This window comes from Pseudomonas sp. MUP55, assembly GCF_034043515.1.
Lineage (GTDB): Bacteria > Pseudomonadota > Gammaproteobacteria > Pseudomonadales > Pseudomonadaceae > Aquipseudomonas.
The window spans coordinates 2831797-2845763 of the sequence record NZ_CP138214.1; the positions used below are offsets into that span (position 1 = coordinate 2831797).

The window sequence follows — 13967 nt, forward strand, 5'->3', positions numbered from 1 at the left end:
GGTGTCCGGGATCATTAGGCCAGTTCAGCTTGCCCCCGATGGCGGTGTGCCATCCGACCTTTCAGTGGCTGACCCAACACTATCGGGGGCAAGCCCCCTCCCACAGTTGATCTCACAGCTTTGGGGCCTCGATCAGGCCCGCAACGACAGAGGCGGCACAAAGCACTCCAGCTCATCTTCCACCGCCTCGATGATGCGCTCCACATCGGCGGCGTTCATCACGGTGGCGCAGGGGATGCCGGCAATAGCGATCAGCGTCTCGCCGCTGGAACGGTCGAACAGGCGGGCTACCATGCTGCCGGGGGCGTCCATACTCCCCTCGAAGCCCATCGGATGAAAATGCCAGCGCATCAACTGGCATGCGTTGGGGAAGGTGACTTTGTTCATGTTGCCTACCTGGTTCATTGAGCGCTTCCTTTAGCTCGCGGCAGGGGCCAGGACCTTCAATGGTCATGGCGTCGTACATTCAAAATAGCATTCGTTCGCAAGTGCGCGGCGACTTTTTCAGGCCCGTTCGGCAGTTCTTCACCGGGCATTGACCTGGATCAAGTCCTGTTTTGGATCAGGCTAATGGCCATCAGCCAGAAGTCGCCGTTGGCCATTGAACACGCCGTTCACTTTCGGCACTCTCAAGCGCTTATCCCACCGTAGAGCCGTGTATGCCCGACCTCGCCCCGGATGATGATCGCCACACGACCCGCGCTACCCGCGAACTGGTCCTGCGCCATCACCTGTGCTGGCGCCATCGCGACCTGGACGGGGTGATGAGCTATTACCATCCCGAGATTCAGTACCACGACTTCTTCCAGAACCGAGTGGTGGTTTACGCTGAACTGCGCCAGTACCTGCAAGCCAGCATGCCACGCGGGGCTGACGAGGCCATTGAGCACACCGACCGCATTCGTGCCGACGGCGATACGGCTTTTATCCAGTACCGCATCACGTTGCGCGGCGGCCAGGGGTTGGTGTCCTTTCGCACCAGTGAGGCCATCACCGTGCGCGATGGGCTGATCTGGCGCGTCAACGAATACGCTTCGCTGGTGCACGAGCAGCCCACCCGGGCCCTGCGCCCCACGGTCAGCCGCCTGGGTCTTTCGCCCCAGCAATTAGGGCATATGGCCAACGATCTGCAGCAGTATTTCCAACAGCAGCAACCCTACCTGGACCCGGAGCTGGACCTTCAGCGCGTCGCCAGGGAATGTGGCTACAGCCGCAATCAGATTTCCTATCTGCTCAATCAAGTGCTGGGGCAGAGCTTCTACCGTTACGTCAACCAGGCCCGGCTTCAGCACCTGCTGGCGGCGCTGGAGCACGCGGCGCAACCAATCAAGGTCGACGAGCTGGCTTTTGCCGCCGGCTTCAATTCGTTGTCGGCGTTCTATAGCGCTTTTCGCCAGCACACGGGCCAATCGCCCAAGGCCTACGTCAAACAAATTTCTCTGCGTGCACGCGCGCAAGACAGCCAATAAGGCCGCGCTCTAGGATCGACCCTATCGAAACGAGGCAGGGGAACAGGGCATGCAGGCCTGGCGCACGATCAGCTTATGGATGGATCAACTGGACGACCCGTTGCAGGCGCGGCCGTGTCTGGAACATGACCTGGACGTCGACGTGGCCATTATCGGCGCCGGCTACACGGGCCTCTGGACCGCCTATTACCTCAAGCGCCAGGCGCCGCAGTTGAAGATCGCAATCATCGAAGCGCAAACCGCCGGTTTTGGTGCGTCCGGCCGCAACGGCGGCTGGCTGATGGGCAACCTGCTTGGCGAAGATCGCCTGCTGGCGGGGCTTGCGCCCGAACAGCGTCGCGCCTCATTCGACCTGCTGCACGGTATTCCCGAAGAAGTGGCCCAGGTGCTGGCCCGCGAAGGCATCGATTGTGACTATCGCAAAGGGGGCGCGCTGTACTGCGCGGCGCGCTACCCGGAGCAGGAGGGCAGCCTGCGCCGTTACCTCGACAAACTCTACGCCCAAGGCCTCACCGAAGCCGACTACCGCTGGCTGAGCCCTCAACAACTGGCCGAACAGATCCGCATCGCCAAACCTTACGGGGGTATCCATGCGCCTCATGTGGCGACCATCAACCCGGCCAAACTGGTGCGTGGCCTGGCGCGTGTGGTTGAAGGCATGGGCGTGAGCCTTCACGAAAACAGCCCGGTGACCCATTGGCAATCCGGCGCGCTGCGCACCGCCAAGGCCGCTGTGCGCGCCACCTGGGTGGTGCCGGCGGTCGAGGGTTACGCCACAACCTTGCCACCACTGGGCCGTTACCAACTGCCGGTGCAAAGCTTGATGGTCGCCACCGAACCGTTGTCCGCCAGTGCCTGGGACGAGATCGGCCTGAACCACGGCCAGGCATTTGGCGAGAGCAGTCGGCAGGTCACTTATGGCCAGCGTACGCGGGACAATCGGCTGGTGTTCGGCGCACGCGGTGGCTATCAGTTCGCTGGCCAGCTGCGGCATGGCTTCGACTTGACCGACAGTGAAGTAGCGCTGCGTCGTTACCTGTTCGGTGAACTTTTCCCACAGCTCAAGAAGGCGCGGATTACCCATTCCTGGGGTGGCAACCTCGGCATGTCACGCCGCTTTCGCCCCCACATGCTCTGCGATCCCGCGACCGGTATCGCGCTGTCCGGCGGGTATGGCGGGGAAGGTGTCGGTGCCAGCAATCTGGGGGGCGCACCCTGGCCGACCTGATCCTGGGCCTTGACACACCCCTGATCCACCAGCCCTGGGTGATTCGCGAACGTGGGCTCAAGGCGTTGAAAGCCTGGGAGCCTGAACCCTGCCGCTGGCTGGGCTACAACGCGATCATCCAAAGTTTCGTTCATGAAGACCAGGTATTGGCCAACCCCAATACCGCCCCCTGGCGCCGCAAGCTGGCGACCGGCTTGGCGGGCTTCATGGAAGGTTTCATGCACTGAGCCGTTCCACTCCCAAACACCGCCAGGAAACCCAACCATGAAAGTCATTGCCCTGTTGCCCTTGATGTGGGTAGCCGCTGTCAGCCAGGCCGCCGAGACGGTAAAGATCTACAACTGGTCGGATTACATCGCGCCGGACACCACGCGCGATTTTCAGAAAGAAACCGGCATCGGTTTTACCTACGACGTCTACGACAGCAACGAAACCCTCGATGGCAAGTTGATGACTGGCAAATCCGGCTATGACGTGGTGTTCCCCTCCAACCACTTCATGGCCCGGCAGATCCAGGGCGGGGCGCTGAAGGCCCTCGACAAGCGCCAGCTGCCCAACTGGAAAAACCTCAACCCGGTGCTGCTCAAGGCCCTGGAAAGCAACGACCCGGGCAATGCCCACGGTTTTCCCTACCTGTGGGGCAGCACCGGCATCGGCTACAACATCGACAAGGTCAGGGCGGTATTGGGCGACAACGCTGCGGTGGATTCCTGGGACCTGGTCTTCAAGCCGGAAAACATGGCCAAGCTGCAGAAGTGCGGGGTAGCCATCCTCGACAACGGCCCGGAGCTGCTGCCGGCGGCGCTGAACTACCTGGGCTTGCCGCACCACAGCAAAAAGGCCGAGGACTACAAGAAGGCCGAAGACTTGCTGATGAAAGTGCGGCCTTACGTGGCCTATTTCCACTCCTCCAAATACACCGCGGACCTGGCCAACGGCGACATCTGTGTGGCCGTGGGCTTTTCCGGTGACATCCTGCAGGCAGAAAGCCGCGCCAGGGAAGCCGGGAACGGCGTGAACATCGGCTACAACATTCCCCGGGAAGGCGCGGCGATCTGGTTCGACATGGTCGCCATGCCCGCCGACGCGCCAAACGAACAGGCCGGCTACGCATTCATGAACTACCTGCTGCGCCCGGAGGTGATGGCCAGCATCACCAACTACGTGCATTACGCCAACGGCAACCTGGCGGCCGACAGCCTGGTGGACCCGGCGATCAAGGCGGACACCAAGGTCTACCCAAGCCCGGAAATGATGGGCAAGTTGTTTGCGCTGCAGGCCATGCCTTTGAATATCGACCGGATTCGTACACGGGTGTGGAATACCATCCGCACTGGACGATAAGCACAGGTTTAACTCGGCCCGATGTCCCGGTAACAGGGGACAAGGCAGTTAATAGTTCAAGTAGTGGCTCTTTAATGTCGCTAATGACACCATGACAATATATTGGATCCCTTATTTCAGTGGGGTGCTCACTAGAGCGGCTTAACGTGTATTTAATATTTAAATATCTCTCGGCCCGATTCCGGGCCGCAAACACAACAGTGCCCAACAAACACTGCGCGGGGACTTCATCAAGTTGAATTCGGGTCAGCTTTTGGCTACTGAAATATGTGTAGACGAAAGATTTCAAGTTGTGTCAGTTTTCTTACGCCTTCAAAAGAGGTGAGTGATAGGACTATCCTCGCCCGCGAGGTTCCTATCGAACAAAGACTGATGCACTTGCAAACAAGGAAGTACGTTTATGTCAAAAGTAAAAGACAAGGCTATTGTATCTGCCGCGCAAGCCAGCACTGCTTACTCGCAAATCGATAGCTTCAGCCATTTGTATGACCGTGGTGGCAACCTTACGGTCAATGGCAAACCGTCCTACAGCGTGGACCAGGCAGCGACCCAGCTGCTGCGGGACGGTGCCGCGTATCGGGACGCTGATGGCAACGGCAAGATCGATCTGACCTACACCTTCCTCACCTCGGCTACCCAGAGCACCATGAACAAACATGGCATCTCGGGCTTCAGCCAATTCAACGCCCAGCAGAAAGCACAGGCCGCATTGGCCATGCAATCCTGGTCGGACGTCGCCAACGTGACCTTTACCGAAAAGGCTTCCGGCGGTGACGCACACATGACCTTCGGCAACTACAGCGGTGGCCAGGACGGCGCGGCGGCGTTCGCTTACCTGCCCGGTACCGGCGCAGGCTACGACGGCACCTCGTGGTACCTCACCAACAGCAGCTACACGCCGAACAAGACCCCGGACCTGAACAACTATGGCCGGCAGACCCTGACCCACGAAATCGGCCACACCCTGGGCCTGGCTCACCCTGGCGACTACAACGCCGGGAATGGCAACCCGACCTACAACGACGCGACCTATGGACAGGACACGCGTGGCTATAGCGTCATGAGTTACTGGAGCGAGAGCAACACCAACCAGAACTTCAGCAAAGGCGGGGTCGAAGCCTATGCGTCGGGGCCGCTGATCGACGACATCGCCGCGATTCAGAAGCTCTACGGTGCCAACTTCAACACTCGCGCCGGTGACACCACCTACGGTTTCAACTCCAACACCGGGCGTGATTTCCTCAGCGCCACCTCCAACGCCGACAAGCTGGTGTTCTCGGTATGGGACGGTGGAGGCAACGACACCCTGGACTTCTCCGGTTTTACCCAAAACCAGAAGATCAACCTCAATGCCACCTCGTTCTCCGATGTTGGCGGCCTGGTGGGCAACGTGTCCATTGCCAAGGGCGTGACGGTAGAGAATGCCTTCGGCGGCGCGGGCAACGACCTGATCATTGGTAACCAGGTTGCCAACCTCATCAAGGGCGGGGCCGGTAGCGACCTCATCTACGGTGGCGGCGGGGCGGACCAACTGTGGGGCGGCGCAGGCAGCGACACGTTCGTGTTCGGTGCCGTGTCCGATTCCAAGCCAGGGGCGGCGGACAAGATCTTTGACTTCACCTCAGGTTCCGACAAGATCGACCTGTCCGGCATCACCAAGGGTGCAGGCGTGACCTTCGTCAATGCGTTCACCGGGCATGCCGGCGATGCGGTTCTGTCCTACGCCTCGGGTACCAACCTGGGTACGTTGGCGGTGGACTTCTCCGGGCACGGCGTGGCGGATTTCCTCGTCACCACCGTTGGCCAGGCGGCTGCCAGCGACATCGTGGCGTGATGTAACGCGCGGCGCTTCGGCGCCGCGTTCCAGGCTGGAGCCAAAGATGCAGCGTTTCAAATGGTTCACCTTATTGATCGTGTCGGCAGGAGCCCATGCAATGGCGAGCAGTCTTGTTTTACCCACCACCGCGCAGTTGGCGGGGCATTGGCAGTTGCACCAGGGGGAGCAGGTGTGTGCGCTGGACCTGCTGGAGCAGGCCAACCGCCTGGGTGGCGATGTGGCATGCGTGGCGCAATGGCTGGGGGACGAACCGCTGAGCTGGTCGCCGACGCCGGACGGTATCTGGCTGATGAATGCCGAAGGCAGCGGGATTACGCATCTGAATCGTCAGAAGGAAGGCGAATATCAGGCGCGGACTAAATCGGGTGCCGTAGTTGTGTTGCAACGCACGCCTTAGTTCCGGTTATAAGCTTATAACTTAATTTTTTAGTTGGCCGCTCCTTATTCAGGGGGTAGGGCAACTATTGCGCGAAAACTGGGTTCAGGGAAGATAAAGAAGATATGGCCAAGCCCCATACCGTTGCACCCTTGTTCAAGGCGCTGGGTGAATACAAGAGCATCTTGATCAGCATTGGCTGTTTTACCGCGCTGATTAACCTGTTGATGCTGGTGCCCTCGATTTACATGCTGCAAGTGTACGACCGCGTACTGTCCTCCCAGAATGAAACCACCCTGATGATGTTGACGTTGATGGTCGTCGGGTTCTTTGCCTTTATTGGCCTGTTGGAAGTTATCCGCAGTTTTGTCGTGATACGCATCGGCAGCGCTTTGGAGCGACGTTTCAATTTGCGCGTCTACAAGGCCGCGTTCGAACGCAACCTGCAACGCGGCCAGGGGCATGCCGGGCAATCCCTGGGCGACCTGACCCATATTCGCCAGTTCATTACCGGACCTGCGCTGTTCGCGTTTTTCGATGCGCCGTGGTTTCCGATCTACCTGTTCGTGATTTTCCTGTTCAACGTGTGGCTGGGTGTACTGGCCACCGCCGGGGCAGTGCTGCTGATCGGCCTCGCCTGCCTCAACGAATACCTGACCAAAAAACCGCTGGGCGAAGCCAGCGGTTTCTCCCAACAGTCGACGCAGTTGGCCACCAGCCATTTGCACAATGCCGAAACCATCCAGGCCATGGGCATGCTCGGAGCACTGCGTCAGCGTTGGTTTGCGGTGCATTCGCAGTTCCTCGGTTTGCAGAACAAGGCCAGCGACACCGGCTCGGTGATCACCTCCCTGAGCAAGTCCCTGCGCCTGTGCCTGCAATCGCTGGTGCTGGGCCTCGGCGCGCTGCTGGTGATCAAGGGCGACATGACCGCGGGCATGATGATTGCCGGGTCCATCCTGATGGGCCGGGTACTCAGCCCCATCGACCAGTTGATCGCCGTGTGGAAGCAGTGGAGTTCGGCCAAGCTGGCGTACCAGCGCCTCGATGAACTGCTGCGCGAGTTCCCGCCGGAAGGCGAGCACATGACGTTGCCGGCGCCCAAGGGCCAGGTGAGCTTCGAACAGGTCAGCGCCGGGCCGCCCGGTCGGCGTCTGGCCAGCCTGCATCACATCAGCTTCAACCTCGGCGCCGGCGAAGTGCTGGGCGTGCTCGGCGCCTCGGGCTCGGGTAAATCCACCCTGGCCCGCGTGCTGGTGGGCGTGTGGCCGACCCTGGCAGGCACCGTGCGCCTGGACGGCGCGGACATCCACCGTTGGGACCGCGACGACCTCGGCCCGTATATCGGCTACCTGCCCCAGGACATCGAGCTGTTCAGCGGCAGCATCGCCGACAACATCGCGCGCTTTCGCCAGGCTGACCCCGAATTGGTCGTGAAGGCGGCGCAACAGGCCGGGGTGCACGAGCTGATCCTGCGCCTGCCCCAAGGCTACGACACCGTGCTGGGCGACAACGGCGGCGGCCTGTCCGGCGGGCAGAAGCAACGCGTGGCCCTGGCCCGTGCGCTGTATGGCAGCCCGCGCTTGATTGTGCTGGATGAGCCCAACTCCAACCTCGACACCGTCGGCGAAGCGGCGCTGGCCAGCGCCATCGTGCAGATGAAGGCCCAGGGCAGCAGCGTGGTGCTGGTCACCCACCGTTCTTCTGCATTGGCCCAGGCCGACAAGCTGCTGATCCTCAATGAAGGCCAGTTGCAGGCGTTCGGACCCAGCCAGGAAGTGCTGCGCGCCTTGTCCGGCCAGCAGGAGGCACCGAAGGAAAAACCCGGCGGTAGGAGCGAGCTTGCTCGCGAAAGTCGTCAACGATGACGCGCTCCGATTGGATACACACGGTGCTTGTGGGTTTTTCGCGAGCAAGCTCGCTCCTACATGTTTTGCGTCAAGCAGTAAGGATACTTGCATGATTTACGAACAACACGACGCACGTTTCTTCGTGCGCATGGGCTGGCTGCTGACCGTGGTGGGCGCTGGTGGTTTTTTCCTCTGGGCCAGCCTGGCGCCGCTGGATCAGGGCATCCCGGTGCAAGGCACGGTGGTGGTGTCGGGCAAGCGCAAGGCCGTGCAAACCCTCAGCCCCGGTGTGGTCAGCCGGATCCTGGTGCGCGAAGGCGAGGTGGTGAAGCAGGGCCAGCCGCTGTTTCGCCTTGACCAGACCCAACACCAGGCCGACGTGCAATCGCTGCAAGCCCAGTACCGCATGGCCTGGGCCAGCGCTGCCCGCTGGCAGAGCGAGCGCGATAACCTGCCCGGCGTGCGCTTTCCGGCTGAACTGAGCGGCAACCCCGACCCGGCGCTGGCGCTGGTGCTCGAAGGCCAACGCCAACTGTTCAGCAGCCGGCGCGAGGCCTTTGCCCGTGAGCAGGCCGGCATCCGTGCCAGCATCGATGGCGCCACGTCGCAGCTGGGCGGCATGCGCCGTGCCCGCAGCGACCTCACCGCCCAGGCGCAATCCCTGCGCGAGCAACTGAGCAACCTGCAACCGCTGGCCGACAATGGCTACATCCCGCGCAACCGGCTGATGGACTACCAGCGCCAGTTGTCCCAGGTGCAGCAGGACCTGGCGCAAAACGCCGGCGAAAGTGGCCGCGTGGAGCAGGGCATTGTCGAATCGCGTCTCAAATTGCAGCAGCACAGCGAGGAGTATCAAAAGGAAGTGCGCAGCCAACTGGCCGATGCGCAACTGCGCAGCCTGACCCTGGAGCAGCAACTCACCTCCGCCGGGTTCGACCTGCAGCACAGCGAAATCAACGCGCCGGCCGATGGCATCGCGGTCAACCTGGGCGTGCACACCGAAGGCGCCGTGGTGCGCGCCGGTGAAACCCTGCTGGAGATCGTGCCCCAGGGCACGCGCCTGGAGGTGGAAGGGCATCTGCCGGTGCACCTGGTGGACAAGGTTGGCACGCACTTGCCGGTGGACATCCTCTTCACCGCCTTCAACCAGAGCCGCACGCCACGGGTGCCGGGGGAGGTGAGCCTGATTTCGGCTGACCAGATGCTCGATGAAAAGACCGGCGCACCCTATTACGTGCTGCGCACCACGGTCAGCGAGGCGGCGCTGGAAAAACTCCACGGCTTGGTGATCAAGCCCGGCATGCCCGCCGAGATGTTCGTGCGCACCGGCGAGCGCTCGTTGCTCAATTACCTGTTCAAGCCGCTGCTCGACCGCGCCGGCTCCGCGTTGACCGAGGAATGAGCATGAAACCTGTGTTCATCGCCTTGCTGTTCAGTTGCGCCAGTGCACACGCCGCCATGGGCCCGTTCGATGTGTACGAACAAGCCTTGCGCAATGACCCGGTGTTCCTCGGCGCGATCAAGGAGCGCGACGCCGGCCTGGAAAACCGCACCATCGGCCGCGCCGGCCTTCTGCCCAAGCTGTCGTACAACTACAACAAGGGCCGCAACAATTCCGAGGCGCACCTGCCCGATGGGCGCGGTGGCAGCTACCGCGACGACCGCAACTACAACAGTTACGGCTCCACCTTCAGCCTGCAGCAGCCGCTGTTCGACTACGAAGCCTATGCCAACTACCGCAAGGGCGTGGCCCAGGCGCTGTTTGCCGATGAAAGCTTTCGCGACAAGAGCCAGGCGCTGTTGGTGCGGGTGTTGAGCTATTACACCCAGGCGTTGTTTGCCCAGGACCAGATCGACATCGCCCGCGCCAAGAAGAAAGCCTTCGAGCAGCAGTTCCAGCAGAACCAGCACCTGTTCCAGCAAGGCGAGGGCACCCGCACCGACATCCTCGAAGCCGAATCGCGCTATGAGCTGGCCACCGCCGAAGAGATCCAGGCCATGGATGAGCAGGATGCGTCGTTGCGCGAGTTGGGCGCGTTGATTGGCGTGCAAAGCGTCAACATCGACGACCTGGCACCGCTGAACCAAGGCTTTGCCGCCTTCACCCTGACCCCGGCCAATTACGACACCTGGCATGAGCTGGCCATCAGCAACAACCCGACACTGGCCTCCCAGCGCCAGGCCCTGGAAGTGGCGCGCTATGAAGTGGAACGCAACCGCGCCGGGCATTTGCCGAAAGTCACTGCCTACGCCAGTTCGCGCAAGCAGGAGTCCGACAGCGGCAACACCTACAACCAGCGCTACGACACCAACACCATCGGCGTTGAAGTCAGTGTGCCGCTGTACGCCGGTGGCGGCATCTCGGCCTCCACACGCCAGGCCAGTCGCGCCATGGAGCAGGCCGAATACGAACTGGAAGGCAAGACCCGCGAAACCCTGATCGAACTGCGCCGCCAGTTCAGCGCGTGCCTGTCGGGGGTGAGCAAGCTGCGCGCCTATCAAAAGGCCCTGGCCTCGGCCGAGGCGCTGGTGGTGTCGACCAAGCAAAGCATCCTTGGCGGCGAGCGGGTCAACCTCGATGCGCTCAATGCCGAGCAGCAGCTCTACAGCACCCGCCGCGACCTCGCCCAGGCGCGGTACGACTACCTGATGGCCTGGACCAAATTGCACTACTACGCGGGCAACTTGCGTGACACCGACCTGGCCAAGGTGGACGAAGCCTTCGGCCCGGATCGAAAACTGTAGGAGCGAGCTTGCTGTGGCGAGGGAGCTTGCTCCCGCTGGAGTGCGAAGCGCTCCCGGAAAATCCGGCTCCAGCTGCGCTGTCGAGCGGGAGCAAGCTCCCTCGCCACAAAAAGGCTCACTTGTGCAGGGCGAATAACAATAAACAGGAGTGTACGGATGATCACCCATTCACCACGTTTCAAACCCTTCACCGCAGGCTCATTGCTGCTGCTGTCCGTTGCGGCACAGGCGCAATATGCCGAGACCGGTCAACCGGGAGACCCCGCCAGCTGGCGTTCGGCCGAATACCAGAGCGACTGGGGCCTGGGGCGCATGAAGGCCGATGAAGCCTATGCCGCCGGCATCAGCGGCAATGGCGTGAAGATCGGCGCGCTGGACTCGGGCTTTGATCCCAATCACCCCGAAGCGTCCAAAGACCGCTTCCATCCGGTCACGGCCAGCGGCACTTACGTCGATGGCAGTGCGTTCAGCACCACGGGCGCGCTCAACCCGAACAACGATTCCCACGGCACCCACGTCACCGGCACCATGGGCGCGGCGCGCGACGGCGTGGGCATGCATGGCGTGGCGTATAACGCCCAGGTGTTTGTCGGCAACACCAACGCCAACGACAGCTTCCTGTTCGGCCCGACCCCGGACCCCAAGTATTTCAAGGCGGTGTACAGCGCCCTGGTGGATTCCGGCGTGCGCGCCATCAACAACAGCTGGGGCAGCCAGCCCAAGGACGTGAGCTACCAGACCCTGGGCGATCTGCATGCAGCCTATGCCCAGCACTACAACCGTGGCACCTGGCTGGATGCGGCGGCGGATGTGGCCAAGGCCGGTGTGATCAACGTGTTCAGCGCCGGCAACAGCGGTTACGCGAACGCCAGCGTGCGCTCGGCCTTGCCGTACTTCCAACCGGAACTGGAAGGCCACTGGCTGGCGGTGTCGGGGCTGGATAAGGCCAACAACCAGAAATACAACAAGTGTGGCATCGCCAAGTACTGGTGTATCTCCACCCCCGGTGCGCTGATCAACAGCACCATCCCGGACGGCGGTTACGGTGTGAAATCCGGCACCTCGATGTCGGCGCCCCATGCCACCGGTGCGTTGGCGCTGGTGATGGAGCGCTACCCGTATATGACCAACGAGCAGGCGTTGCAGGTGCTGTTGACCACCGCCACGCAACTCGACGGCTCAATCACCCAGGTACCCAACGCCATCGTCGGCTGGGGCGTGCCGGACCTGGGCCGGGCGATGCACGGGCCAGGGCAGTTGCTCGGCGTCACCGACGTGAACCTGGCGGCCGGGCAGGGCGATGTGTGGAGCAACGGCATTTCCGACCAGGCATTGCTCCAGCGCCAGGCAGAAGACCGCGCCGAGCACAGTGCCTGGCAGCAGACCCTGATCGATAAAGGCTGGCAGAACGGTGTGGGCGCCACGGCCAGCCAGCAGGACCAGACCGACTACGCCGTGGGCAGCGCGCGCGATCAAGCCGCGGCGAACCGTGTGTACGAAGGCAGCCTGATCAAGTCCGGCGCCGGCAGCCTGGTGCTCAGCGGCGACAGCACGTACCGCGGTGCAACAACCGTCAACGGCGGGCTGTTGGCCGTGAACGGCTCGCTGACCTCGGCCGTCACCGTCAACAACAGCGGCACCCTCGGCGGCTCCGGGCGTATCGGCGCGCTGTCGGTGACCAGCGGCGGGCGCGTGGCACCAGGCAACTCGGTGGGCACCTTGCAGGTGGCCGGGGATGTGAACCTGGGCGCGGGCTCCACCTATGCCGTGGAGCTGACGCCGACCAGCAGCGACCGCATCGTTGCAGGCGGCAAGGCGGTGCTGGGAGGCGGCACGGTGACCCTGGCCCTGGAAAACAGCTCGACCTTGTTGAGCCAGAGCCAGGCCCAGAGCCTGATCGGTCGTCAGTACTCGATTCTTGAAGCGGCCGGCGGCATCCAGGGCCAGTTCGGCCAAGTGCTGCCGAACTACCTGTTCCTGGGCGGCACCCTGGACTATGCCGCCAACGGCGTGCAACTGGCGGTGGGGCGCAACGATGCCAGCTTTGCCAGCGTCGGCGCCACCCGCAACCAGCGCGCCGTTGCCGCTGCCGCCGAGCAACTCGGCGCCGGCAATCCCGTGTACGAAAGCCTGTTGCAGTCGGACTCGATTGCCACGGCGCAACAGGGCTTGCAGCAGCTGTCCGGTGAAATCTACCCGGCCGTGGGCGCGATGTTGATCAACGACAGCCGCCAACTGCGTGACGCGGTAGGCGAGCGCTTGCGCCACACGCCGGTGGCCGGTGAAAGCAATCTGTGGCTCAAGGCCCTGGGCGCCTGGGGCAAGTCGGACAATCGCGGTGAAACGGCGGGTTCCACCACGTCCATCGGCGGCTTGCTGGCCGGCGTCGACGGCGCGCTGGACGAACAGACCCGTGTCGGCGTAGTGGCCGGTTACAGCGACAGTTCATTGAGCTTGGGCAGCGGCACTCACTCCTCGGCGTCCATCGACAGCTATCACTTCGGCGCCTATGCCGGGCGTGAGCTGGGCGACTGGCGGGTCAGCGTCGGCGGTGCCTACAGCTGGCACCGCGGCGATGTGAAGCGTGACCTGCAATACGGCGAGGTCGGCGGCAAGCAGAAGACCAAGCTGGACGCCAGCACCGCGCAACTGTTCACCGAAGCCGCGTACCGCATTCACCTGCAACCGCTGGCATTGGAGCCCTTCGCCAACCTGGCCTACGTGCACCTGGACAGTGATTCGTTCCACGAAAAAGGCGCCGCGGCGGCTCTGGAGCGCGGCAGCGATCGACGCGATGCGGTGCTCGGTACCCTGGGCGTGCGGGCGCTGAAAACCCTGGCACTCAATGACCACCAGCAGCTTGAGCTGTCGGGTTCCCTGGGCTGGCAACACAGCCTGACCGCCGTCGAGTCCGAAGAACACCTGGCGTTTGTCGCCGGTGGGCCTTCATTCGACGTACGCAGCGCACCGTTGCTGCGCGATGCCGCGCTGGTGGGCGTGCAGGCAAGCCTGGCGCTGAGCCCGTCGACGCGGGTCAACCTCGATTACAACGGCCAATTGGGTGGGCGCGAGAAAACTCAGGGCGTGGGGATGAGCCTGAACTGGCAGTTCTAAAGGA

At 62.4% G+C, this 13967-nt stretch carries 9 protein-coding genes and 1 pseudogene; 9 read left to right on the forward strand and 1 reads right to left on the reverse strand.

Going from position 1 to position 13967, the window contains the following annotated elements; all coding sequences use genetic code 11:
• Positions 1–132: 132 nt before the first annotated feature.
• Positions 133–405 (reverse strand): DUF1652 domain-containing protein, encoded by a 273-nt coding sequence (locus tag SC318_RS12700; RefSeq protein ID WP_320431078.1) that lies wholly within the window; start codon positions 403–405, stop codon positions 133–135.
• 254 nt (positions 406–659) lie between these two features.
• Here SC318_RS12700 and SC318_RS12705 point away from each other — a divergent pair, with 254 nt between their 5' ends.
• The 9 genes and pseudogenes from SC318_RS12705 to SC318_RS12745 all read left to right on the forward strand — a co-directional run bounded on the left by SC318_RS12705 (position 660) and on the right by SC318_RS12745 (position 13963).
• Positions 660–1469 carry a helix-turn-helix transcriptional regulator gene (locus SC318_RS12705; RefSeq protein WP_320431079.1) on the forward strand — a complete coding sequence of 270 codons (810 nt, stop codon included), beginning with the start codon at positions 660–662 and terminating at the stop codon, positions 1467–1469.
• A 49-nt stretch (positions 1470–1518) separates the two neighbouring features.
• Positions 1519–2924 (forward strand): annotated as a pseudogene (locus SC318_RS12710) (NAD(P)/FAD-dependent oxidoreductase).
• Between the two features lie 37 nt (positions 2925–2961).
• The gene (locus SC318_RS12715) at positions 2962–4041 is read left to right on the forward strand and encodes a polyamine ABC transporter substrate-binding protein (protein WP_320431080.1); all 1080 of its coding nucleotides are present in this window, start codon (positions 2962–2964) and stop codon (positions 4039–4041) included.
• 400 nt (positions 4042–4441) lie between these two features.
• The gene (locus tag SC318_RS12720) at positions 4442–5875 is read left to right on the forward strand and encodes a serralysin family metalloprotease (RefSeq protein WP_320431081.1); all 1434 of its coding nucleotides are present in this window, start codon (positions 4442–4444) and stop codon (positions 5873–5875) included.
• Positions 5876–5921: 46 nt separating this feature from the next.
• A complete protein-coding gene (locus SC318_RS12725; RefSeq protein WP_320431082.1) occupies positions 5922–6275 on the forward strand; it encodes a protease inhibitor Inh/omp19 family protein in 354 nt (117 codons plus the stop codon).
• Between the two features lie 104 nt (positions 6276–6379).
• Positions 6380–8122: a type I secretion system permease/ATPase gene (locus SC318_RS12730; RefSeq protein WP_320431083.1), complete on the forward strand. Its 1743-nt coding sequence runs from the start codon at positions 6380–6382 to the stop codon at positions 8120–8122.
• A gap of 91 nt (positions 8123–8213) precedes the next feature.
• On the forward strand, positions 8214–9506 hold the full coding sequence (locus tag SC318_RS12735) for an HlyD family type I secretion periplasmic adaptor subunit (RefSeq protein WP_320431084.1): 1293 nt from the start codon (positions 8214–8216) through the stop codon (positions 9504–9506).
• 2 nt (positions 9507–9508) lie between these two features.
• Positions 9509–10849 (forward strand): TolC family outer membrane protein, encoded by a 1341-nt coding sequence (locus SC318_RS12740; protein WP_320431085.1) that lies wholly within the window; start codon positions 9509–9511, stop codon positions 10847–10849.
• Positions 10850–11005: 156 nt separating this feature from the next.
• A complete protein-coding gene (locus tag SC318_RS12745; protein ID WP_320431086.1) occupies positions 11006–13963 on the forward strand; it encodes an autotransporter serine peptidase EprS in 2958 nt (985 codons plus the stop codon).
• Positions 13964–13967: the final 4 nt, after the last annotated feature.